The organism is Silvania confinis (genome assembly GCF_025564085.1).
GTDB lineage: Bacteria > Pseudomonadota > Gammaproteobacteria > Enterobacterales > Enterobacteriaceae > Enterobacter > Enterobacter confinis.
Genome location: NZ_JAMGZJ010000078.1, coordinates 113611 through 137905, shown reverse-complemented (window position 1 = coordinate 137905; position 24295 = coordinate 113611). Strand labels below are relative to the sequence as shown.

General features: G+C 58.0%; 23 protein-coding genes. 11 read left to right on the top strand and 12 right to left on the bottom strand.

What is annotated here, in order from left to right; genetic code table 11:
• Window positions 1-64: 64 nt before the first annotated feature.
• A complete protein-coding gene (gene bioA, locus M8013_RS18395; RefSeq protein WP_418939548.1) occupies window positions 65-1354 on the top strand; it encodes an adenosylmethionine--8-amino-7-oxononanoate transaminase in 1290 nt (429 codons plus the stop codon).
• 44 nt (window positions 1355-1398) lie between these two features.
• Entirely contained in the window at window positions 1399-1875 is a 477-nt protein-coding gene (locus M8013_RS18390) for a kinase inhibitor (protein ID WP_271269222.1), read from the top strand.
• An 83-nt stretch (window positions 1876-1958) separates the two neighbouring features.
• Here M8013_RS18390 and hutH read toward each other — a convergent pair whose 3' ends face one another.
• The 5 genes from hutH to hutI form a co-directional block, all read right to left on the bottom strand.
• Entirely contained in the window at window positions 1959-3479 is a 1521-nt protein-coding gene (hutH, locus tag M8013_RS18385) for a histidine ammonia-lyase (RefSeq protein WP_271269221.1), read from the bottom strand.
• A complete protein-coding gene (hutU, locus tag M8013_RS18380) occupies window positions 3479-5164 on the bottom strand; it encodes a urocanate hydratase (RefSeq protein WP_271269220.1) in 1686 nt (561 codons plus the stop codon). Before hutU ends, hutH begins: the two co-directional genes overlap by 1 nt.
• 125 nt (window positions 5165-5289) lie before the next feature.
• The gene (locus tag M8013_RS18375) at window positions 5290-6024 is read right to left on the bottom strand and encodes a histidine utilization repressor (protein WP_271269219.1); all 735 of its coding nucleotides are present in this window, start codon (window positions 6022-6024) and stop codon (window positions 5290-5292) included.
• A gap of 43 nt (window positions 6025-6067) precedes the next feature.
• Window positions 6068-7006, bottom strand: coding sequence for a formimidoylglutamase (gene hutG / locus M8013_RS18370; RefSeq protein WP_271269218.1), 939 nt, complete (start codon window positions 7004-7006; stop codon window positions 6068-6070).
• Window positions 7003-8226, bottom strand: a complete 1224-nt coding sequence (gene hutI / locus M8013_RS18365) for an imidazolonepropionase (RefSeq protein WP_271270155.1) — start codon at window positions 8224-8226, stop codon at window positions 7003-7005. Before hutI ends, hutG begins: the two co-directional genes overlap by 4 nt.
• Window positions 8227-8450: 224 nt before the next feature.
• Between hutI and M8013_RS18360 the strand changes: the two genes are divergently transcribed.
• Window positions 8451-9734, top strand: coding sequence for a putative acyl-CoA thioester hydrolase (locus M8013_RS18360; protein WP_271269217.1), 1284 nt, complete (start codon window positions 8451-8453; stop codon window positions 9732-9734).
• A 52-nt stretch (window positions 9735-9786) separates the two neighbouring features.
• On the opposite strand, the gene tisB is transcribed toward M8013_RS18360, so the two are convergent.
• The gene (gene tisB, locus M8013_RS18355) at window positions 9787-9876 is read right to left on the bottom strand and encodes a type I toxin-antitoxin system toxin TisB (protein ID WP_271269216.1); all 90 of its coding nucleotides are present in this window, start codon (window positions 9874-9876) and stop codon (window positions 9787-9789) included.
• Window positions 9877-10307: 431 nt separating this feature from the next.
• A complete protein-coding gene (gene pgl / locus M8013_RS18350) occupies window positions 10308-11303 on the bottom strand; it encodes a 6-phosphogluconolactonase (RefSeq protein ID WP_271269215.1) in 996 nt (331 codons plus the stop codon).
• A 153-nt stretch (window positions 11304-11456) separates the two neighbouring features.
• On the opposite strand from pgl, the gene M8013_RS18345 reads away from it, so the two are divergent.
• A complete protein-coding gene (locus M8013_RS18345; protein WP_271269214.1) occupies window positions 11457-12275 on the top strand; it encodes a pyridoxal phosphatase in 819 nt (272 codons plus the stop codon).
• Here M8013_RS18345 and modC read toward each other — a convergent pair whose 3' ends face one another.
• From modC to M8013_RS18325, 4 genes are all read right to left on the bottom strand, one after another.
• Window positions 12276-13334 carry a molybdenum ABC transporter ATP-binding protein ModC gene (gene modC / locus M8013_RS18340; RefSeq protein ID WP_271269213.1) on the bottom strand — a complete coding sequence of 353 codons (1059 nt, stop codon included), beginning with the start codon at window positions 13332-13334 and terminating at the stop codon, window positions 12276-12278.
• A gap of 2 nt (window positions 13335-13336) precedes the next feature.
• A complete protein-coding gene (gene modB / locus M8013_RS18335) occupies window positions 13337-14026 on the bottom strand; it encodes a molybdate ABC transporter permease subunit (RefSeq protein ID WP_271269212.1) in 690 nt (229 codons plus the stop codon).
• A complete protein-coding gene (gene modA, locus M8013_RS18330) occupies window positions 14023-14799 on the bottom strand; it encodes a molybdate ABC transporter substrate-binding protein (RefSeq protein ID WP_271269211.1) in 777 nt (258 codons plus the stop codon). Before modA ends, modB begins: the two co-directional genes overlap by 4 nt.
• A gap of 179 nt (window positions 14800-14978) precedes the next feature.
• Window positions 14979-15128, bottom strand: coding sequence for an AcrZ family multidrug efflux pump-associated protein (locus M8013_RS18325; protein ID WP_271269210.1), 150 nt, complete (start codon window positions 15126-15128; stop codon window positions 14979-14981).
• 127 nt (window positions 15129-15255) lie between these two features.
• Between M8013_RS18325 and modE the strand changes: the two genes are divergently transcribed.
• The 7 genes from modE to gpmA all read left to right on the top strand — a co-directional run bounded on the left by modE (window position 15256) and on the right by gpmA (window position 23007).
• Complete coding sequence (gene modE, locus M8013_RS18320; protein WP_271269209.1) at window positions 15256-16044, top strand: molybdenum-dependent transcriptional regulator; 789 nt, start codon at window positions 15256-15258, stop codon at window positions 16042-16044.
• Window positions 16045-16111: 67 nt separating this feature from the next.
• Entirely contained in the window at window positions 16112-17581 is a 1470-nt protein-coding gene (modF, locus tag M8013_RS18315) for a molybdate ABC transporter ATP-binding protein ModF (RefSeq protein ID WP_271269208.1), read from the top strand.
• 204 nt (window positions 17582-17785) lie between these two features.
• Window positions 17786-18802, top strand: coding sequence for a UDP-glucose 4-epimerase GalE (galE, locus tag M8013_RS18310; RefSeq protein ID WP_271269207.1), 1017 nt, complete (start codon window positions 17786-17788; stop codon window positions 18800-18802).
• A 9-nt stretch (window positions 18803-18811) separates the two neighbouring features.
• Window positions 18812-19858, top strand: coding sequence for a galactose-1-phosphate uridylyltransferase (gene galT, locus M8013_RS18305; RefSeq protein ID WP_271269206.1), 1047 nt, complete (start codon window positions 18812-18814; stop codon window positions 19856-19858).
• Window positions 19859-19860: 2 nt separating this feature from the next.
• Window positions 19861-21009 (top strand): galactokinase, encoded by a 1149-nt coding sequence (gene galK, locus M8013_RS18300; RefSeq protein ID WP_271269205.1) that lies wholly within the window; start codon window positions 19861-19863, stop codon window positions 21007-21009.
• Window positions 21003-22043: a galactose-1-epimerase gene (gene galM, locus M8013_RS18295; RefSeq protein WP_271269204.1), complete on the top strand. Its 1041-nt coding sequence runs from the start codon at window positions 21003-21005 to the stop codon at window positions 22041-22043. The genes galK and galM overlap by 7 nt, the downstream gene beginning before the upstream one ends.
• A gap of 211 nt (window positions 22044-22254) precedes the next feature.
• The gene (gpmA, locus tag M8013_RS18290) at window positions 22255-23007 is read left to right on the top strand and encodes a 2,3-diphosphoglycerate-dependent phosphoglycerate mutase (protein WP_271269203.1); all 753 of its coding nucleotides are present in this window, start codon (window positions 22255-22257) and stop codon (window positions 23005-23007) included.
• Window positions 23008-23073: 66 nt separating this feature from the next.
• On the opposite strand, the gene aroG is transcribed toward gpmA, so the two are convergent.
• The gene (gene aroG / locus M8013_RS18285) at window positions 23074-24126 is read right to left on the bottom strand and encodes a 3-deoxy-7-phosphoheptulonate synthase AroG (protein WP_271269202.1); all 1053 of its coding nucleotides are present in this window, start codon (window positions 24124-24126) and stop codon (window positions 23074-23076) included.
• Window positions 24127-24295: the final 169 nt, after the last annotated feature.

Below are 24295 nucleotides of genomic sequence, written 5' to 3'. Positions count from 1 at the left end.
TTCAGGATGGGTTCGGTTTATACTTGTAAACCTAAATGTTTTCAAAATGGTTTACAAGTCGATTATGACAACAGACGATCTCGCTTTCGATCAGCGCCATATCTGGCACCCTTACACATCCATGAGCCAGCCCCTGCCGGTTTATCCGGTCACCGAGGCGCACGGCTGTGAACTGACCCTGGCCAGCGGCGAGCAGCTGGTGGACGGGATGTCGTCGTGGTGGGCGACCATTCACGGTTACAACCATCCACGTCTCAACGCAGCGATGAAAGCGCAGATTGACCGCATGTCGCACGTGATGTTTGGCGGGATCACCCATCCTCCGGCAGTGGATCTCTGCCGTCGTCTGGTGGCCATGACCCCCGAGGCGCTGGAGTGCGTGTTCCTCGCCGATACCGGCTCGGTGGCGGTGGAAGTGGCGATGAAAATGGCGCTGCAGTACTGGCACGCAAAGGGCGAAAGCCGCCAGCGTTTTCTCACCTTCCGCAACGGCTATCACGGCGACACCTTTGGCGCGATGTCGGTGTGCGATCCCGAGAACTCAATGCACAGCCTGTGGAAGGGTTATCTGCCGGAAAACCTGTTTGCCCCGGCACCGCAGAGCCGCTTCGACGGCGCGTGGGATGAGGCGGATATGGTCGGCTTCGCCCGCCTGATGGCCGCCCATCGTCACGAGATTGCCGCAGTGATCCTTGAGCCCATCGTCCAGGGGGCGGGCGGGATGCGCATTTATCATCCGGAGTGGCTCAAACGGATCCGTAAAATGTGCGACCGGGAAGGGATCTTGCTGATTGCCGACGAAATTGCTACCGGATTCGGGCGCACCGGCAAGCTGTTCGCCTGCGAGCATGCGGGCATCACCCCGGACATTCTGTGTCTTGGGAAAGCCCTGACCGGCGGCACCATGACCCTGTCTGCGACCCTCACCACCCGCCATGTAGCAGAGACCATCAGCAACGGCGAGGCGGGCTGCTTTATGCACGGCCCCACGTTTATGGGCAATCCGCTGGCCTGCGCGGTGGCCAGCGAAAGCCTGGCGATCCTTGAAAGCGGCGAGTGGCAAACCCAGGTTGCCGCCATCGAAGCCCAACTGACGCAGCAGCTGGCGGCAGCGCGTGGATCCGAGTACGTCGCCGACGTGCGGGTGCTGGGTGCCATCGGGGTGGTCGAAACCCGTCATCCGGTAAACATGGCCGCGCTGCAGCGCTTCTTTGTGGCCCGCGGGGTGTGGGTGCGTCCGTTCGGCAAGCTGATTTATCTGATGCCGCCGTACCTGATTAGCCAGCAGCAGCTGAGCAAGCTGACCCGCGCGGTGGTGGATGCGGTTCAGGATCCTGCGCACTTTGCGCTTTAGTTTTTGCGTTACACTTCGTGCAGGTCTTATTACGGAGAAAAAGTATGAAGCTCATCAGTCAGGATCTGCGCGACGGGGATAAACTCCCGCTGCGCCACGTGTTCAACGATATGGGATACGCGGGGGATAATATCTCTCCGCATCTGGCGTGGGACGAGGTTCCGTCCGGGACCAAAAGTTTCGTCGTGACCTGCTACGATCCGGATGCGCCAACCGGCTCCGGCTGGTGGCACTGGGTGGTCGCCAACCTGCCCGCCGATACCCGCGTGCTGCCGCAGGGCTCGGGTTCATCGCTGGTCGCCCTGCCGGATGGCGCGGTACAGACCCGCACCGATTTTGGTAAAGCGGGCTATGGCGGCGCGGCCCCCCCGAAAGGCGAAACGCACCGCTACATCTTCACGGTGCATGCGCTGGACGTGGACAGCATTGAGGTCGATGAAGGGGCGAGCGGCGCGATGGTGGGCTTTAACGTCCATTTCCACACACTGGGTAGCGCGTCGATAACGGCGATGTATTCGTAGAAAAGCCGGGTGGCGGCTACGCCTTACCCGGCCTACGTTCGCGGTTTTGTAGGCCCGGTAAGCGTAGCGCCACCGGGCAATAATCAGAGCACGGAAGGCAATAACGTCACCAGGCTGCCTTTATCCAACAGGCCGATCGCCGCATCGATATCCGGGGCAAAGAAGCGGTCGTCATCATAATGCGCTACCTGCTCCCGCAGGATATGCCGCGCCTGCTCCAGCAGCGGGCTGGAGGTCAGGCCATCACGCAAATCCGCCCCCTGACAGGCCGCTAACCATTCCACCGCCAGCACGCCACGGGTATTGCCCGCCATCTCCCACAGGCGACGACCTGCCGCCGGGGCCATCGAAACATGATCTTCCTGATTGGCAGAGGTCGGCAAACTGTCGACGCTGTGCGGGTGCGACAGCGCTTTGTTCTCGCTCGCCAGCGCGGCGGCAGTCACCTGGGCAATCATAAACCCGGAATTCACCCCGCCGTTGCGCACCAGGAACGGCGGCAGCTGCGACATGTGTTTGTCCATCATCAGCGCAATGCGCCGTTCGGACAGCGAACCTATTTCGGCAATCGCCAGCGCCAGATTATCCGCCGCCATCGCCACCGGTTCAGCGTGGAAGTTGCCCCCGGAGACCACTTCGTTTTCGGCGGCGAACACCAGCGGGTTATCGGAAACGGCATTCGATTCCACCAGCAGCACTTCCGCCGCCTGGCGCAGCTGCGTCAGGCAGGCGCCCATCACCTGCGGCTGACAGCGCAGAGAGTACGGGTCCTGCACTTTGTCGCAGTTATGATGCGACTCGGCAATCTCGCTGGTTTCGGTCAGGACATGGCGGTACAGCGCCGCGGCGTCAATCTGTCCGCGCTGGCCGCGCACCGCATGAATACGGGCATCGAACGGACGACGGGATCCGAGCACCGCTTCGGTGGTGAGCGCCCCGCAAACTACCGCCGAGGCGAACAGGTCTTCCGCTTCAAACAGGCCGCGCAGGGCAAACGCCGTCGATGCCTGAGTGCCATTCAGCAGCGCCAGACCCTCTTTCGCCGCCAGCGTCACCGGGGCCAGACCCGCTTTTTGCAATGCGGTTGCCGCCGGGAGCCATTCGCCGCGATAGCGGGCTTTGCCTTCGCCGAGCAGCGTCAGGGACATATGCGCCAGCGGGGCCAGGTCACCGGAGGCTCCCACCGACCCTTTGGCCGGGATCCACGGAAAGACTTCGGCGTTGACCAGCGCAATCAGCGCCTGAATCACGCTCAGGCGGATCCCGGAGAAACCGCGCGCCAGGCTGTTAATTTTCAGCACCATCATCAGACGCACGATGTCATCATCCAGCGGCTGGCCTACGCCCGCGGCATGGGACAGCACCAGCGAGCGCTGTAGATTTTCCAGATCGTGGGTGGCGATACGCGTTTGCGCCAGCAGGCCAAAACCGGTGTTGATCCCGTAGGCGGTGCGCCCTTCTGCAACAATCGCTTCAACGCAGGCCACGCTGTCGTTTATCGCCCCGTGGGCTGCGTCATCAAGCGTAAGCTGAAGCGGGCTGCGCCATACCTGACGGAGCTGCGCCAGCGTCAGAGAGCCGGGAGTAAGGGTTAAGGCATTCATCAGTGCTTTCCTTGTGTGGCGGCGATCATCGGCAGGTTCAGGCCCTGCTCTTTCGCACAGTCGATAGCGATGTCATACCCGGCGTCCGCATGGCGCATCACGCCGGTTGCCGGGTCGTTGTGCAGTACGCGGGCAATGCGCGCGGCGGCTTCATCGGTGCCGTCGCAGACAATCACCATCCCGGCATGCTGGGAGAAGCCCATCCCCACGCCGCCGCCGTGGTGCAGCGAGACCCAGGTCGCGCCGCTGGCGGTATTCAGCAAGGCGTTAAGCAGCGGCCAGTCAGAGACCGCGTCGGAGCCGTCGCGCATCGCTTCGGTTTCGCGGTTGGGGCTGGCCACCGAGCCAGAATCAAGGTGGTCGCGACCGATCACAATCGGCGCGGACACTTCGCCGCTGCGCACCATTTCGTTAAAGGCCAGACCCAGCTTCTGCCGCCACTCCAGCCCCACCCAGCAGATACGCGCCGGTAAGCCCTGGAAGTTAATGCGCTCGCGGGCCATGTCCAGCCAGTGATGGAGGTGTTCATCATCGGCAACAATCTCTTTTACTTTGGCATCGGTTTTATAGATATCTTCCGGGTCGCCGGAGAGCGCCACCCAGCGGAACGGGCCGATCCCACGGCAGAACAGCGGACGGATATAGGCGGGCACAAAACCGGGGAAATCAAAGGCGTTGGTGACGCCCATCTCTTTTGCCATCTGGCGAATGTTGTTGCCGTAGTCAAAGGTCGGAACACCCTGCTGACTGAAGGCCAGCATCGCGCTGACGTGGTCAGCCATCGACCGTTTTGCCGCCAGCACGGTGCCTTGCGGATCCTTCTGCGCTTTCTGCTGATACTCTTCCCACTGCCAGCCTTTTGGCAGGTAGCCGTGGAGCGGATCGTGGGCGCTGGTCTGGTCGGTGACCAGGTCCGGGCGGACGCCGCGCGCCACCAGTTCCGGGACGATATCCGCCGCGTTGCCGCACAGGGCAATCGAGACAGCTTTGCCTTCGGCGGTGTATTTCTGAATGCGGGCCAGCGCGTCATCCAGCGAGTCGGCCTGTTCATCGACGTATTGAGTGCGCAGACGAAAATCGATGCGGCTCTGCTGGCATTCAATGTTCAGGGAACAGGCGCCCGCGAGGGTGGCGGCCAGCGGTTGGGCACCGCCCATCCCGCCTAAGCCCGCGGTCAGTACCCAGCGCCCTTTCAGGGAGCCGTTATAGTGCTGGCGCCCGGCTTCGACGAAGGTCTCGTAAGTGCCCTGCACGATGCCCTGGCTGCCGATATAGATCCAGCTCCCGGCGGTCATCTGGCCGTACATCGCCAGCCCCTTGGCATCGAGCTCGTTAAAGTGTTCCCAGGTCGCCCAGTGCGGCACCAGATTGGAGTTGGCAATCAGCACGCGCGGGGCATTTTTGTGGGTTTGAAACACGCCGACCGGTTTACCGGATTGCACCAGCAGGGTTTCGTCGCTCTCAAGTTCGGTCAGCGCGGCGACCATAGCGTCATAGCACTCCCAGTTGCGCGCCGCGCGGCCAATGCCGCCATACACCACCAGCTCGTGAGGATTCTCCGCCACGTCGGGATCGAGGTTGTTCATTAACATCCGCAGCGGCGCTTCGGTCTGCCAGCTTTTGGCATTAAGCGTGGTGCCGCGGGGGGCGCGGATCTCTTGCTGGCGATACTTACCTGACGACATGGTGTGCTCCTGATCGGGGAAAGACTATACAGTAAGATATACTTGTATAGACAAGTGCACACAAGGCTGGATTTAACAATTAAGATACATTTTTATTATATTGCGTATGCAATCACGCTTTTTGCTTATGACATAAAGTGGCCCTGCAGCCGGTAGCGGTTACCCGGAAACAGCAGTCTGGCATGAGAAACAATGTGCGATGCTGACCAGGTCCGACGGCGGATCAGCAGGCAGGGATCGTGCTCTTTAATGTGCAGTTGTTCGCACTCCTGAGCCGTGGCGCGGACGGCCTCCACAATGTGTTCACCTTCCGTCAGCGGCGCGATCAGCGACAGCCAGGCATGCGGGGTGGTGACCGTGTAGTCCTGTAGCAGGTAATCCGGCACCAACTCGGCATTAACGCAGCGATCTTCAATCTGTACCGGCACGTCGTTTTCGTAGTGAATCATGACGGAGTGGAAGATCAGCGTTCCCTCTCTGACATTCAACGCCACCGCCTGCACCGCGTTGGCCTGCGTCTCCTCGAGGAGCAACACCTCGCAACGGTGCTGATGGTTGCGGGAGGCAATCTCATCGGCAATGCTGCGGATTTCAAACAGCGCCGACTGCCCCTTCGGTTCGGCGACAAAGGTGCCGACCCCCTGCAGACGCACCAGTAGCCCCTCATCGGTGAGCTCGCGCAGTGCGCGGTTGATGGTCATCCGGCTAAAGCCAAACTGTGCCACCAGCTCCGCCTCGGACGGGATACGATCGTGCGCACGCCAGACGCCGGTGGCAATCTGGTGACTGATCGCCTGCTTTACCTTTTCATAAAAAGGTGCGGGCGCATTGGCCTGCTGCTGCGGAGTGCGAGAGAACATAGCAATTCCTTAAGCCGTTAAAAATATCGAGTATATCCGGGGATTACGCCCACCAGTGAGCAATTTGCCATGCCAGCCGCGCGGCGAGTTTCGCCCCCTGTCCATCGCGATCAAAGCGGGGGTTAAACTCGACCAGATCGACCGCCTGCAGTTTGCCGCTGCGACAAATCGGCTCGATAACTTTCAGCAGTTCCCGGGCAGGCACTCCCAGCGCGGCAGGTGCCGAGACAGCGGGCATTTCGGCGGCAGGAAGCACGTCCAGGTCAATGGTCAGATAGACCCGATCCGCACCGTTAAGCAGCGTCCCGAGCGTTGCCTGCGCCTGCTCGTGGAAATCGAGGTCTTCTACCAGCGTCACCTGCAGGCGCGCCGCTTCATCCCACAGCGCCTGAGTATTTGCCGCACGGCTGACGCCAAGACAGGCATAGTGAAAATCACGCTGCTGCGCCGCGCAGTACTGCGCCAGCTGGCGAAACGGCGTGCCGGAGGTCGCCTGCCGGGCGCTACGCAAGTCGAGATGGGCATCGAGATTAATAATCACCACCCGCTCGCCGGGAAACGCATCGAGCACGCCGCGCCCGTGTGCCCAGGCGGTTTCATGCCCGCCGCCAAGCACCAGGCTTTGCATCCCTGCCTGCAGACAGGCAGTAACCGTCTCGCTCAACGCCTGCTGCGCCGCTTCCAGCGCATCGCCTTCTACACTGATGTTGCCCATATCCCGCAGACGGTCGTGCCCCTGATGGCTCGCCATATTTGCCAGCGCGCCACGCAGCACATCCGGTGCAAGGGCTGCGCCCGGGCGGCCCTGGTTGCGCCTGACCCCTTCGTCGCTGGCAAAGCCGATCAGGGCGATCCCACTGCTGGATGGAAGAGGCGTGTCACGTTGCTGCACGGTCTGAAACAGACGCAGCGCGTTGCTGGCCTCGCTGCGATCGTCACGCCCCTGCCAGATATCCGGCGAAACCGGCTGCCATACACTCATTGAACTTTACCTCTGAAGACGCGCTGATAAAGCGGGTTACGACCCGGCTCATACACCATCTCGACCGGGTTTCTGGCATCCCAGATAGCCAGGTCTGCGACAAACCCGGCTTTCAGCTGCCCGTGCGTCTCGCCGCGCCCCAGCGCCTTTGCCGCGTGCCGCGTAACGCCCGCCCACGCCTCTTCTGGCGTTAAGCCAAACTGCACGCAGGCCATGTTCATTGCCAGATGCAAGCTGGCAAACGGGCTGGTGCCGGGGTTGTAATCGGTGGCGACCGCCATCGGCACGCCCAGTTGACGCAGCTTGTCCACCGGTGGGCGCTGACGCTCCTGTAAAAAGTAGAATGCGCCGGGGAGTAACACCGCGACGGTGCCACTCTGCGCCATCGCCGTCACGCCAGCATCATCGAGATACTCAATATGATCCGCCGAGAGCCCACGATAGCGGCTGACTAACTCGCTGCCACCGAGATGAGACAGCTGTTCGACATGGCCTTTAACAGGGATCCCCAGCGCCTGCGCCGCCTGGAAGACTCGCTCGCTTTGCGCGAGGGTGAACCCGACGTTTTCGCAGAACACATCGACGGCCTCAAACAGCCGCTTTTCCCACAGCGCAGGCAGCGTGTGCTGACACACATGTTCAATATAAGCATCGGGATCGTGACGGTATTCGAGCGGTACGGCATGTGCGGCCAGCAGCGTCGGGCTGATTTCCACCGGGTTGGTCTGGGCCAGTCGCGCGGCCACACGCAGCATCTTTTCTTCTGTCTCATCGTTCAGACCGTAGCCCGATTTGATTTCTATCGTAGTCACCCCTTCGCGCAACAGGCGTGTAAGACGCTGCTGCGCCAGCTGTTCAAGCTGCTCCTGGGTGCAATTCCGGGTGGCGCTCACGGTGGCGTTAATCCCGCCGCCCTGGGCGCTGATCGTCTGATACGAGACGCCATTCAGCCGCTGTTCCCATTCGGCCGCGCGATCGCCGCCGAACACCAGATGGGTGTGACAGTCGATTAAACCTGGCGTGACCAGACGGCCTTGCAGATCGATCGCGCAGGGCAGGTCTGCGGGCAGGTCAGATTCGGGGACAATCGCCAGAATCGTCTCGCCGCGCACAATTAAAGCCCTGTTTTCCAGCAGGCCGTACGGCGTGCCGTGACTGGGATCGAGGGTCGCGAGGCGCAGGTTACGCCAGATGACGTCGTCGGGATGAAGTTGCAGCATCGGGCTTTCACTTGTCATAGGTTGTATAGACATTTATTTTCATTCTCTGCGCCCTGTCAATCGCCTTTACCGAAAATGTTAGTTATTTGTGACAACTTTCCCGCTAAGCGTGGGAATAAAAAGTAACTTTTTGCCATTTCATCTTCCCGTTTCGCTCAACTTAGTATAAAAAAGCAGGCTATTTCAGTTCTCCCCCCATTGATTTGCTTAGCAGGAGCTTTCCCTTGAATACTTCCAGGATTTCCCGTCTGGCGCTGGCACTCGCTTTTGGCGTGACGTTGTCGGCGTGCAGCTCTACTCCGCCGGATCAACTGCCTTCTGAGCAAGTGGCACCTGGCACAGCCGCCCGACCAATCCTGTCGGCCGAGGAAGCTAAAAACTTCCAGCAGGCGCGCTACTTTACGGCCATGGATCCGAACGCTGCGCCGTGGAGCCCGTATGCCATTCGTCTGCCTGCCCAGCCTGACTTCGTGGTTGGCGCGGCCGGTACGCAGGGCGTCACGCACACCTCTATTCAGGCTGCGGTCGACGCTGCCATCTCGAAGCACAGCAGCACTCGCCAGTACATCGCCATTTTACCTGGTGAATATCAGGGCACCGTGTATGTGCCAGCCGCATCCGGTAGCGTGACGCTGTACGGCACAGGCGAAAAACCGCTGGACGTAAAAATTGGCCTGGCGCTCGATTCCGAAATGGACACCACCACCTGGCGTCGCGCGGTTAACCCGGCGGGCCGCTACATGCCTGGCAAACCGGCCTGGTACATGTTCGATCGCTGCCAGAGCAAACACAGCGCAACCGTTGGTGTGATGTGCTCAGCCGTCGTCTGGTCTCAGAACAACGGCCTGCAGTTGCAGAACCTGACCATCGAAAACAACCTCGGCGACAGCGTTGACGCCGGCAATCACCAGGCGGTGGCACTGCGCAGCGATGGCGACCAGGTGCAGATCGACAAGGTGAATATTCTCGGCCGCCAGAATACCTTCTTTGTGACCAACAGCGGCGTAGATAACGCGCTGAAAAACAACCGCATTACGCGTACGCTGGTCACGAACAGCTACATTGAAGGCGATGTGGATATCGTTTCCGGGCGCGGCGCAGTAGTATTTGATAATACCGACTTCCGCGTGATGAATAGCCGTACCCAGCAGGAAGGCTACGTGTTTGCCCCGGCAACGCTGTCGAACATGTTCTACGGCTTCCTGGCGGTAAACAGCCGCTTTACCGCTGCAGGTGACGGTGTGGCACAGTTGGGGCGTTCTCTGGATGTCGACTCAGCCTCTAACGGCCAGGTGGTGATCCGCGACAGCGTGATCAATGAAGGCTTTAACATGGCGAAACCCTGGGGCAATGCCGCCATTTCTCAGCGTCCGTATGCGGGTAATACCGGTACGGTTGATGATAAAGGCAACGTGCAGCGCAACCTTAACGACGCTAACTACAACCGCATGTGGGAATACAACAACCGCGGCGTAGGCAGCAAAGTGATCGCTGAACCGAAGCAGTAAAGCATTAGCAAAAAGGGGGAGTTTCTCCCCCTTAATGCCGCGGCTGGACACGTCAGGCGCTGGTTTTAAGATACGCATCCAGCAGTTGCAGAACTGCAACCATGAGTTGCAGGAACAGAATTACCCATCCCATACTGCTCATACGCCACTCCTTTGGTCAGGAGCACTTCCACTGACTTACCTTTCCGCTGCCTGTCGCCAGTGGTTGTTGGTATTTCCGATATGCTCCACAGTTAAGGCACCGACGGCACCACCCGCCAGCCAGGACTTGTAAGAAACCTGATTTGCGGAACTGTTCATATCGGACCAACGGCAGCATTGTAGCCCTTAAGCACTGTATATAAAAACAGTTTTGAACAGATTAAGAATTTGTTCAAATTTCATTAAAAATACAAATCTTTCAATGACTTAAAATTTAATCCAACAGGCAACATAAACCGCCACGTTGCGTTGGATTTACATAGCGTCAGGTTAGCATTAAGATATCAATGTTGGTGTTTCCGATGTGCTCACCCGGCTACCACCGGGCATAAAAAAACCTCGCGTTTGCGAGGTTTTTTTATTTCATCCGCTTTACTGTGCGTTAACGACAACCCACATTGGCCCCTGGCCGACAGCGTAACGTCCCTTCTCTTCCAGTAATCCCTGCTCGCCTTTAATCTCGTACAGCGCGATGTGATGGGATTTTTGCCCCGCCGCAATCAGGAATTTACCGCTGTGATCGATGTTGAAACCGCGCGGTTGCGTCTCGGTCGGCTGGAAGCCTTCAATCGCCAGTACGCTACCGTCTTCGGAGATGCTAAACACGGTGATCAGGCTGGAGGTACGATCGCAGGCATACAGATGACGCCCGTCAGGGGTAATGTGAATATCCGCACCCCAGCGGGTGTCGGTGAAATCTGCCGGCATCATATCCAGCGTCTGCACGCATTCAATCTTACCGTTCGGCGCATTCAGCGCCCAGACGTCCACCGAGCAGTTCAGCTCGTTCACCACATAGGCATACTGCTGATTCGGATGGAACACCATATGACGCGGGCCTGCACCTTCAACGGTGGTGATTTCTGCCGGATTTTGCGCCTCCAGCTTGCCGTTGTCGCCCAGCGTAAACAGGCAGATACGATCCTGCTTCAGCGCAGGGACCCACAGAGTGCGGTTGTCCGGGGAGATGTTCGCCGAGTGGCATCCTTCCAGCCCTTCAACCACGTCAACGGTTTCAACCGGAATCCCGTCTTCCAGACGGGTGACGCTGACGCAGCCAGAATTATAGGAGCCGCTAAAGATAAAGCGCCCCTGCAAATCGGTAGAGATATGGGTCGGGCTGCCTGGCAGTGCTGCTTCTGCGGTATAGGTCAGGGCGCCATCTTCGGGAGAAATACGGTAAGCGAGAACGCGGAATTCCGGACGCACACCCACGTACAGGAAACGTTTATCCGGGCTGATTACCATCGGCTGAACCTGGCCGGGCACGTCGACGGCCTGAACCAGGGTGAGGGAACCTTCGGAATTCAGACGCCAGACGTGGATCTGCTGGCTTTCAGGACTGGCGGTATAAACGGTTTGTTTCATGAATGCTCCTTTCCTTACTGCGCGTAAAAGTAATGTACCAGGATAGTCTGATTTAACGGTGAATGCTGAATATTAACCCGGCATTTTGCAGCGATTGCTTCGCGGTGTACCATCTGTCATCCCTGAAATATCAACATTAACCAGGAATCTCAAATGACCTCGCGTGTGATCGCTCTGGATTTAGACGGTACGCTGTTAACCCCGCAAAAAACCTTGCTCCCCTCTTCGCTTGCCGCACTGAAACGTGCTCAGGAAGCGGGATATCAACTCCTCATCGTAACGGGTAGACATCACGTTGCTATCCATCCTTTTTATCAGGCACTGGCGTTAGATACACCTGCAATTTGTTGTAATGGCACCTATTTGTATGATTATGCAGCAAAAAAGGTTCTGCAGGCCGATCCTTTACCGGTGGTGCAGGCGCTGCAGCTGATTGAGCTGCTCGATCAACACGCAATCCACGGCCTGATGTACGTTGATGATGCCATGCTTTACGAGCGCCCGACCGGCCACGTGATCCGTACCAGCAACTGGGCGCAGACATTACCAGCAGCACAGCGTCCGGTATTTACCCAGGTTCCTTCACTGGCGCAGGCGGCACAGGAGGTAAACGCCATCTGGAAATTCGCGCTGACCGACGAAGACACCGCCAGGCTTAACGACTTCGCAAAACACGTTGAGCAAACGCTGGGCCTGGAGTGCGAATGGTCATGGCACGATCAGGTGGATATCGCCCGCAGCGGCAACAGTAAAGGCAAACGCCTGACGCAGTATGTGGAATCTGTTGGCGGGTCGATGAAGGATGTGATTGCTTTTGGCGATAACTTTAACGATATCAGCATGCTTGAAGCCGCCGGGACCGGCGTGGCGATGGGCAATGCGGACGACGCCGTCAAAGCCCGCGCTAACGTGGTGATTGGTGACAACACCACCGACAGCATCGCCCAGTATATCTATACCCATCTGCTGTAATCAGGTGGTGATCGACACGCTCTTGATTTGCGCATAAAGCCACAGGCCAGGTTTGATCCCGAGTTCATCTCTGGCCCACGGGCTGATGCGCGCCCACAGCGTGCGGCTGCCAATTTCCAGTTGGACTTCCACCTGGCCGTTATCGTCATAACACTGGGCCACTTTGGCGCGCAGAATATTACGGATACTGCTTTGCAGCGGCGGCTGTAGCACCAGCGAGACATCCGAGGCCTGGATACGAATACGCAGGCCAGCCTGCAGCGGTTTATCAAGCTTATTGACCCAGACATGCTGATCGCCAATCGCCAGCGCAGTCATCGCGTAGTGCGGATGGTGTTCCAGCACGCTCACTTTCAGAATGCTGCTCTGCTGCTCCTGCGGGAGCCACGGATGCATCACGCTGCTGCCCCACACCTCTTCCAGATCGCCAAATGCTTTTACGCTGCCGTCTTCCAGCACCAGCACTTTGTCGGCCAGATGCAAAATCTCATCCAGCGAATGGCTGACGTACAGCATCGGGATGTTGATTTCGCGTGCCAGCCGTTGCAGATATGGCAGCAGTTCACGCTTGCGTGGGATGTCGAGAGAGGCCAGCGGCTCATCCAACAGCAGCAGTTCCGGCGCGGTCAGCAGTGCGCGACCGATCGCCACGCGCTGCTTTTCACCGCCCGAGAGCGACGACGGCAGCCGGTTTAGCAGCGGCTCAATGCCCAGCAGCGCAATCAGCTTATCAAACTGCCCGGTCATGCTTTTTGCCATGCCGTAACGCAGGTTGCCCAGCACCTTGTAATGCGGGAACAGCCTGGCATCCTGGAACACATAGCCAATGCGGCGTTTTTCCGGCGTCAGGCAGATGCGTTTTTCGGCATCGTTCAGCACCCGGCCATTGAGCACAATTTGCCCTGACTGCGGTCGGGTCAGCCCGCTGATGGCGTTAATCAGCGAGGTTTTCCCCGCCCCGGAGACGCCAAAAACGGCGGTAATGCCGCTGGCGGGCAGCGTTTCGTTGATGGTCAGACAGTGATCGCCCAACGTCTGGCTAAAATTCAGCTCCAGCATGATCAGTTCCCCATCCGTTCACGGCTAAGACGCGCCAACCATTCGGAGATCAGCAGCGAGACCAGCGCCAGCGCGATGGAGATCAAACACAGCCGCGCCGCCGCCCCTTCGCCGCCCGGGGTCTGGATCAGGGTATACATCGCCGACGGGATGGTGCGGGTTTCACCGGGAATATTGGACACAAAAGTGATGGTTGCACCAAACTCGCCCAGTGAGCGGGCAAAAGCCAGCACCGTGCCGACAATAATGCCCGGCAGCGTCAGAGGAAGTGTGATGGTGAGAAAGACGCGCCAGCGCCCGGCGCCTAACGTGCGAGCGGCCTGTTCGAGTTTGAGATCAACCGCCTCCAGAGCCAGGCGGATCGCCCGGACCATCAGCGGGAACGACATCACTGCCGCCGCCAGCACCGCGCCGCGCCAGCTAAAAGCAAAGCTGACCCCGAACCAGTCATACAGCTTTTCGCCAATAAAGCCGCGTCGCCCCATGGCGATCAGCAGCAAATAGCCGACCACCACTGGCGGTAACACCAGCGGCAGATGCAACACACTGTCGAGGAGGGCTTTGCCTGGAAACTTACAGCGAACCAGTAACCAGGCGAAGAAGATCCCAAAGGGCAAACTAAACGCAACCGCGAGGGAAGAGACTTTCAGGCTCAGCAGCACGGCCTGCCATTCGGGATCGGTCAATATCATTCGTGAGTCGTAAATCCATAACGTTTAAAGATGGCAGACGCCTGCGGGCCCTTCAGGTAATCGTAGAAGGCGCTGACGGTTGCGTTTTTATGCCCATCAATGATGGCAACCGGGTATTCCACTTTCTTGTGCGAGTCTTCAGGGAAGGTGCTCACCACTTTGACGGCTTTATCGGCAACCGCATCGGAACCGTAGACGATCCCGAGCGGTGCTTCACTGCGCGCCACCAGCGCCAGGGCGCCACGCACATCCTCTGCCGGTGCCAGCTTTGGCGACAGCGTTTCCCAGGCACCCAGTTTCTGAAGTGCTTCTTTCGCGTAAATCCCTGCCGGGACGTGATCCGGATCACCGACAGCCAGACGCCCGTCTTTCAGCAAGCTGGTCCAGTCGGTCTTGTTGGTAATGGCGAACTCGCCCTGAGCGCTGGCCTTCGGCGCAACCACCACCAGGCTATTGCCGAGTAGCGTCGCACGGCTTGCAGTGTCGATCGTTTTTTTATCGACCGCGTAATCCATCCACTTCTGATCGGCCGAGATAAACAGGTCGGCAGGTGCGCCGGCTTCAATCTGACGCGCCAGCGTAGAAGAAGACGCGAACGACGACACCACATCGACGTTTTTCTCTTTTTTATACACTGCAGCAATATCCTGCATTGCATTGGTCAGGGAGGCCGCCGCGAAAACGGTGATTTTGCCTTCATCCGCCAGAGCCTGGCCGGTCAGGGTGAGTGTCAGCGTTGCGCCAGCAACAAGTTTGAACCATGTACGTGCCATCGGTAACTCCTGTGATTATCGTTATATACTAAGAAATATAACGATAACTGTAAGGTTTTCCCAGCGTTAAATCGTACCGATTAATGAGTAAATCAAATTGATGCCGTAAATAATATCGGCGGGAGAGAGGGAAACTTGAGGGCAAAACGCCCGGTCAGACCGGGCGTTTTTACAGGAAATTAATGCTGCTTTTTCGGCTGTTTTCTGTGGCCGACATTGGAAAAGACGTTGAAAACTTCACCGAGGCCGTAAATGGCACCGAGGATGATAGCCATTACCACTGGCACCATGACCACGGCGAATACCAGACTTTTCAGCAACTCTAACATGGCTTTCTCCAGACAATGTGAATCCAGTATTCTAACCGCAAAAGCGAGAAATACATCCCCTTTTGTGCGGTACGGTTTGCGCATAGAACAAATTACGTCACAATAATGCTTTTGCTAGGACATTGTTATGCAGGCCGAAATTCTCCTCACCCTTCGTCTCCAGCAAAAATTGTTCGCCGATCCCCGCCGCATCTCGCTCCTCAAGCAGATCGCGCAGACCGGCTCCATCAGCCAGGGAGCGAAAAACGCGGGCATTAGCTACAAAAGCGCATGGGATGCCATCAACGAGATGAACACCCTGAGCGAACAACCGCTGGTCGATCGCGCCACCGGCGGCAAAGGCGGCGGCGGTGCCGTGCTGACGCGCTACGGGCAGCGACTGATCCAGCTGTACGATCTGCTGGGGCAAATCCAGCAAAAAGCGTTCGATGTCTTAAGCGATGACAACGCCCTGCCGCTGGACAGCCTGCTGGCTGCCATTTCCCGCTTCTCGTTACAAACCAGCGCCCGCAACCAGTGGTTTGGCACCGTTACCGCCCGGGACCATAACCAGGTGCAGCAGCATGTGGATATTTTACTCGCAGATGGCCAAACCCGCCTGAAAGCAGCGATAACCGCCCAGAGCGGCGAGCGGCTAGGGTTAGATGAAGGCAAGGAGGTGCTGGTACTGTTGAAAGCGCCTTGGGTCAGTATCACCCGCGATGCTGACGCAGCGAGCCAGGCCGATAATCAACTGCGTGGGGTGATCAACCATATAGGTCATGGCGAAGAGCAGTGTGAAGTGCTGATGACCCTGCCCGACGGCCAGACGCTGTGCGCCACCGTGCCGGTCGCAGAGGCCGCAAGCTTAGAAGAAGGTACTGATGCAACCGCATATTTTAATGCCGACCGGGTGATTATCGCCACGTTGTGCTAAGCGGATTGACATTCGTGCTGACAGTGCGTATCCCTGGGGCTTATCGCTGCAAAATATGGGATACGTCATGTCATCATTGCAAATTTCGCAAGGCACGTTTCGTCTTAGCGACACCCGAACCCTCTCTCTTGCTGATTTCACCCTCAACGCGGGCGAAAGCTGGGCTTTTGTTGGTAGCAACGGCAGCGGCAAGTCCGCGCTGGCGCGCGCCCTGGCCGGCGAGCTGACTCTGCTGAAAGGTGAACGCCAAAACCGCTTCACCCGTCTGACCCGCCTCTCCTTTGAACAACTGCAAAAACTGGTCAGCGACGAGTGGCAGCGCAATAACACCGATTTGCTGAGCCCGGGCGAAGAAGATACGGGCCGCACCGCCTCAGAAATTATCCAGGATGAGATCAAAGACGAAGCCCGCTGCCGCCAGCTGGCAGACCAGTTCGGCATCACCCACCTGCTGGACAGACGTTTCAAATATCTGTCGACGGGCGAAACCCGCAAAACGCTGCTCTGCCAGGCGCTGATGAGTGCCCCGGAGCTGCTGATTCTGGATGAACCCTTTGACGGCCTCGACGTCAAATCACGCGGCCATTTGGCTGACCTGCTGGCCTCGCTCAATCAGCAGGGTTACACCCTGGTACTCGTGCTCAACCGCTTTGATGAGATCCCTGATTTTGTTCAGCATGCCGGGGTGCTGGTCGACTGCGCCCTGACGGCTGTCGGCGAAAAATCAGCCTTGCTAAAGCAGGCGTTAATTGCCCAACTGGCGCACAGCGAAAAACTGCACGGCGTCGCCCTGCCCGAGCCGGATGCCCCCGCCGCGCGGCACGGTTTGCCGGAGAATGCGCCGCGGATTGTGCTCAACGATGGCGTGGTGTCCTATAACGACCGACCGATCCTCGACCACCTGAGCTGGACGGTCAATCCCGGCGAACACTGGCAGATTGTCGGCCCGAACGGAGCCGGAAAATCCACCCTGCTAAGCCTGATAACCGGCGATCATCCCCAGGGTTACAGTAACGATTTAACCCTGTTTGGCCGCCGGCGCGGCAGCGGCGAAACCATCTGGGACATCAAAAAGCATATCGGCTATGTCAGCAGCAGCCTGCACCTCGATTACCGGGTCAGCACCACACTGAGAAACGTGATCCTCTCAGGCTACTTCGATTCAATTGGTATTTATCAGGCGGTGTCGGACAAGCAGCACAAGCTGGCGCAGCAGTGGCTGGACATCCTCGGGATGGATAATCGGGTCGCCGATGCGCCGTTCAGCAGCCTGTCGTGGGGCCAGCAGCGGCTGGCGCTGATCGTCCGCGCGCTGGTTAAACACCCCACGCTATTGATCCTCGATGAGCCGCTGCAGGGGCTGGACCCGCTCAACCGCCAGCTGATCCGCCGGTTTGTCGACATCCTGATTAGCGAAGGTGAAACGCAGCTGCTGTTCGTCTCCCATCATGCGGAAGATGCCCCCACCTGTATCACCCACCGGCTAGAGTTTGTCGCCGACGGCGAGCGGTACCGCTACCAGTTGGGCCCGCTGTAAATCGCGCCGGGGGCCAGACCCCGGCGCTTTTCAGATAACCTGCAACATCATCTCGCTATCCGTTTGATTTATAATCCTTCATAACCGGATGGAATGCGCGTCTCCGCGCAGTGTAAACGATTCCACTAATTTATCCCGTGTCACACTTTTTCGCTCTCTGGTATGCTAGGATTATCTCATACCACAAGCCCAATGGAGCGAAATATGCGAGTTCTGGTAACAGGTGGTAGCGGTTACATAGGAAGTCATACCTGTGTGCAACTGCTGCAAAACGGTCACGACGTCATCATCCTCGATAATCTGTGCAACAGTAAACGTAGCGTGCTGCCGGTCATGGAGCGCCTTGCCGGTAAACAACCCACCTTTATCGAAGGCGATATTCGTAACGAAGCGCTGATGGCGGAGATCCTGCACGATCACGCGATCGACACGGTGATCCACTTTGCCGGACTGAAAGCCGTCGGTGAGTCGGTCGCCAAACCGCTGGAATATTACGACAACAACGTCAACGGCACGCTGCGCTTAATCTCCGCCATGCGCGCAGCAGGCGTGAAAAACTTTATCTTCAGCTCTTCCGCGACCGTCTATGGCGACCAGCCACAAATTCCGTATGCCGAAAGCTTCCCGACCGGCACCCCGCAAAGCCCGTACGGCAAAAGTAAACTGATGGTGGAAGAGATCCTGACGGATCTGCAAAAAGCGCAGCCGGACTGGAGTATCGCCCTGCTGCGTTATTTCAACCCGGTAGGCGCACATCCGTCAGGCGACATGGGCGAAGATCCGCAGGGCATTCCGAATAACCTGATGCCGTACATCGCCCAGGTGGCCGTGGGCCGTCGCGACTCGCTGGCGATATTCGGTAACGACTATCCGACCCCGGACGGCACCGGCGTGCGCGACTATATTCATGTGATGGATCTCGCTGAAGGTCACGTGGCAGCGATGCAGCAGCTGGCGGATAAACCCGGCGTCCATATTTATAACCTCGGCGCGGGCGTTGGCAGCAGCGTGCTGGATGTGGTCAATGCGTTCAGTACCGCCTGTGGCAAACCGGTGGCGTATCACTTTGCCCCACGCCGCGACGGCGACCTGCCAGCCTACTGGGCCGACGCCACCAAAGCAGAGAAAGAGCTGAACTGGCGCGTCTCGCGCACGCTGGATGAAATGGCGCAGGACACCTGGCGCTGGCAGTCACGCCACCCGCAGGGATATTCAGATTAAGGATCTGTGATGACTCAATTTAACCCCGTCGATCACCCGCATCGTCGATTTAACCCGTTAACCGGGCAATGGATCCTGGTCTCGCCACATCGTGCCAAACGCCCGTGGCAAGGGGCGCAGGAGACGCCGGCAAAACAGACGCTGCCGCAGCACGATCCGGACTGTTTCCTCTGTCCAGGCAATACCCGCGTCACCGGCGATATCAACCCTGATTACAAAGGCACTTACGTTTTCACCAACGACTTTGCCGCGCTGATGACTGATACCCCCGACGCACCGCAAAGCGGCGATCCGCTGATGCGCTGCGAAAGTGCGCGTGGCACCAGCCGGGTTATCTGTTTTTCACCGGATCACAGCAAAACGCTGCCGGAACTGAGCGTCGAGGCCCTGACCGAGGTGGTTAAAACCTGGCAGGAGCAGACCGCCGAGCTCGGCAAAACCTACCCGTGGATCCAGGTGTTCGAGAACAAAGGTGCGGCGATGGGCTGCTCCAACCCGCATCCGCATGGCCAGGTGTGGGCCAACAGCTTCCTGCCAAATGAAGCCGAGCGCGAAGATCGCCTGCAGCAGGCGCATTACGCCGAACACGGTTCGCCGATGCTGGTGGATTACGCCCAGCGCGAGCTGGCAGACGGTAGCCGCACCGTGGTGGAAACCGAGCACTGGCTGGCGGTGGTGCCTTACTGGGCAGCATGGCCGTTCGAAACCCTGTTGCTGCCGAAAGCCCACGTGCTGCGTATCACCGATCTGAGTGAGGCGCAGCGCAGCGACCTCGCGCTGGCGCTGAAAAAACTGACCAGTCGTTACGACAACCTGTTCCAGTGCTCATTCCCCTATTCCATGGGCTGGCACGGCGCGCCGTTTAATGACCAGGACAATCAGCACTGGCAGCTGCATGCCCACTTCTATCCGCCGCTGCTGCGTTCTGCGACCGTGCGCAAATTTATGGTTGGCTACGAGATGCTGGCAGAGACCCAGCGCGACCTGACGGCAGAACAGGCCGCTCTGCGCCTGCGAGCAGTGAGCGATGTCCATTTTCGCGAATCCGGAGAATAACAATGAGTCTGAAAGATAAAACCCACGCCCTGTTTGCTGAAACGTTCGGCTACCCTGCCACCCACGCCATTCAGGCCCCTGGCCGCGTGAACTTGATCGGGGAACACACCGACTACAACGACGGTTTTGTCCTGCCCTGTGCCATTGATTACCAGACGGTGATCAGCTGTGCCAAACGTGATGATCGAAAAGTGCGCGTGATCGCCGCCGATTACGACAACCAGATCGATGAATTTTCGCTGGATGCACCGATTGTTGCCCACGACACCCAGCAGTGGTCAAACTACGTGCGCGGCGTGGTGAAGCACCTGCAAAAACGGAACAAAAACTTCGGCGGCGCGGATCTGGTGATCAGCGGTAACGTCCCGCAGGGCGCAGGTTTAAGCTCGTCCGCCTCGCTGGAAGTGGCGGTCGGCACCGTCTTCCAGCAGCTGTATCATCTGCCGCTGGACGGGGCGCAAATCGCCCTGAATGGCCAGGAAGCAGAAAACCAGTTCGTCGGCTGCAACTGCGGCATTATGGATCAGCTGATCTCCGCACTCGGCAAAAAAGGCCATGCGCTGCTGATCGACTGCCGTTCACTGGGCACAAAAGCGGTCAGCCTGCCAAAAGGTGCCGCGGTCATTATTATCAACAGTAATTTCAAACGCACGCTGGTGGGCAGTGAGTACAACACCCGCCGCGAGCAGTGCGAAACTGGGGCGCGCTTCTTCCAGCAGTCCGCCCTGCGCGATGTGTCGCTCAATGAGTTCAACAAAGTCGCCCATGAGCTGGATCCGGTGGTGGCAAAACGCGTGCGTCACGTCCTGACCGAGAACGCCCGTACCGTTGAAGCGGCTACAGCGCTGGAAAAAGGCGACCTGCTGCGTATGGGCGAGCTGATGGCGCAGTCTCATGCTTCAATGCGGGATGACTTCGAAATCACCGTGCCGCAGATCGACACGCTGGTAGAGATTGTGAAAGCCGCGATTGGCGATCAAGGTGGCGTGCGCATGACCGGCGGCGGCTTTGGCGGCTGCATCGTCGCGCTGGTGCCAGACGCGTTAGTTCCAGTGGTTCAGCAAGCCGTTGAACAGCAGTACGAAGCCAAAACCGGCATCAAAGAGACGTTCTACGTCTGCAATGCCTCACAAGGAGCGGGCCAGTGCTAAGAGAAACCCCCACCCTCGCCCCGGATGGCCTGCCGTATCGCCTGTTAACCCTGCGCAACAGCGCAGGGATGGTGGTTACGGTGATGGACTGGGGCGCGACGCTACTTTCCGCGCGCGTCCCGATGAGTGACGGCAGCGTGCGCGAAACGCTGCTCGGCTGCGCCTCTCCGGAACAGTACGTTGAGCAAACGGCATTCCTGGGGGCCTCGGTAGGTCGCTACGCCAACCGGATCGCCAAAAGCGGCTTCGAGCTGGACGGCGCGCGCTACGCCCTGCTGCCAAGTCAGGGCGAAAACCAACTGCACGGCGGGCCGGACGGCTTTGATAAACGCCGCTGGCGGATCGTGCAGCAAAACAATGCCGAAGCGCTACTGGCACTCGACTCCCCCGACGGCGATCAGGGCTACCCGGGCAACTGCGCGGTAAGCGTGCAGTATCGTTTAACCGACGACAACCGTATCGCCATTGAGTACCGCGCCACGGTGGACAAGCCCTGCCCGGTCAACCTGACTAACCACGCCTACTTCAACCTCGACGGCGACTGCAGCGACGTGCGCAATCACCAGCTGCAGCTACTGGCGCAAACGTATCTGCCCGTCGATGAGATGGGGATCCCGCAGGACGGTCTGAAACCGGTGGCGGATACCAGCTTTGATTTCCGCACCGCTAAAGTCATCGCGCAAGATTTCCTGGCCGATGACGATCAGCGCAAAGTCAAAGGTTACGATCATGCTTTCCTGCTCGACGCGCAGGGCGACGTCAGTCAGCCTGCAGCGCATCTGTGGTCGGCCGATAACCAGCTGCAGATGACCGTGTACACCACGGCTCCGGCCCTGCAATTTTATTCGGGTAACTACCTCGGCGGCACCCCGGCGCGTGAGCAAGGGGAATACAGTGACTGGCAGGGCCTGGCACTGGAAAGCGAGTTTTTACCGGATAGCCCTAACCATGCTGAGTGGCCGCAGCCGGACTGCGTATTGCGCCCGGGTGAGGCGTACCTGAGCGTCACCGAATACCACTTTATTGCGCAATAAAATGCAGCCCTCCGCAAGGAGGGTTTTTTTTACCCATCTTGCTGAAAATAGCGCCATTCACGGACAAAATCACAACCCCTCATTCACAAGCATCTTACACTGCGGGACTATTTTCGCTATGGTTAGGGTTAAGCGTTGCCCGCGGCACAGCTGCGGCAATATAATGAGAATTGTTATCATTCAAATAATGCTTGATTCGGAGGAGTAAGATATGGCTGTAACTAAGCTGGTTCTGGTGCGTCATGGCGAAAGCCAGTGGAACAACGAAAACCGTTTTACCGGTTGGTATGATGTTGACCTGTCCGAGAAAGGCGTTGGTGAAGCGAAAGCAGCAGGCAAACTGCTGAAAGAGGAAGGCTTCAGCTTCGACTTTGCTTATACCTCCGTGCTGAAACGTGCCATCCACACCCTGTGGAACGTTCTTGACGAACTGGATCAGGCCTGGCTGCCGGTTGAGAAATCCTGGAAACTGAACGAGCGTCACTACGGTGCGCTGCAGGGTCTGAACAAAGCCGAAACCGCTGAGAAATACGGTGACGAGCAGGTTAAGCAGTGGCGTCGTGGTTTTGCAATCACCCCACCAGAGCTGACCAAAGATGACGAGCGCTTCCCGGGCCACGATCCGCGTTACGCATCACTGACTGATGCAGAGCTGCCAACCACTGAGAGCCTGGCGCTGACCATCGACCGCGTTGTGCCTTACTGGGACGAAACCATTCTGCCACGCCTGAAAAGCGGTGAGCGCGTGATCATCGCCGCTCACGGTAACTCCCTGCGTGCGCTGGTGAAATACCTGGATAAGATGGGCGAAGACGAGATCCTCGAGCTGAACATCCCAACCGGCGTGCCGCTGGTGTATGAGTTCGACGAAAACTTCAACCCAATCAAACGCTACTATCTGGGTAACGCAGACGAAATCGCAGCGAAAGCTGCGGCCGTTGCGAACCAGGGCAAAGCCAAGTAATAAAAAAAGCCCGGTCGCGATGACCGGGCCTTACGTTTTGAATGCCGGATAATCTCCGGCATTTTTTTAGCCGCGACGGGCTTTTACCGCGTTCGCCAGCTGGCGCAATACCGTTTCAGTATCTTCCCAACCGATGCAGGCATCGGTCACGCTTTTACCGTAAACCAGCGGCTCGCTGCCTTCCAGATTCTGATTACCTTCCACCAGATGGCTTTCGATCATCACGCCAATAATCGCCTTTTCGCCGCCCGCAATCTGCTGGCAAACGTCAGCACCAACGTCCATCTGCTTTTTGTACTGCTTGCTGGAGTTGGCATGGCTGAAATCGATCATCACCTGGGCTGCCAGACCGGCGTTGTCCAGCCCGGTCTTCACTTCAGCAACGTGCGCCGCGCTGTAATTCGGCTCTTTACCGCCGCGCAGAATGATATGGCAATCGCCATTTCCGCTGGTGTTCACAATCGCGGAGTGACCCCATTTGGTCACCGAGAGGAAGCAGTGTGGCGCACCGGCGGCATTGATAGCATCGATAGCCACTTTGATGGTGCCGTCGGTGCCGTTTTTAAAGCCAACCGGACAGGAAAGGCCGGATGCCAGCTCGCGGTGTACCTGGGATTCGGTGGTACGCGCACCAATAGCGCCCCAGCTCATCAGGTCCGCCATGTACTGTGGCGTGATCATATCAAGGAACTCACCCGCCGCTGGCAGGCCGCTGTCGTTAATATCCAGCAGCAGCTTACGCGCGATACGCAGGCCATCGTTGATCTGGAAGCTGTTATCCATATGCGGATCATTAATCAGCCCTTTCCAACCCACGGTGGTACGCGGCTTTTCAAAGTAGACGCGCATGACGATTTCCAGCTCATCCTTCAGCGCCTCACGTAGCGTCAGCAGGCGCGTCGCGTACTCTTTGGCCGCAACAGGATCGTGAATTGAGCACGGACCGATCACCACCAACAAACGATCGTCATTACCTTTCAGGATCTTGTGGATCGCTTTACGGGCATGGGACACGGTGTTAGCAGCATTTTCGGTGGCGGGAAACTTCTCCAGGAGCGCGACAGGCGGTAATAACTCATTGATCTCTTTAATACGTAAATCGTCATTCTGATAATTCATGTTCTTTCCAGCGTTGCCATACTTTTATAGTTGAATGCAATGCTTTCAATCTAACTGCTCAGTCAGGAAGTGTAAACGCCCTTTTACACTACAGGCAGATAAATCCTGGAATTCACTTAAAAAACGCCACAAAGTAGCGAAAAACGAGATCCACCCTAAACTTTTTAAC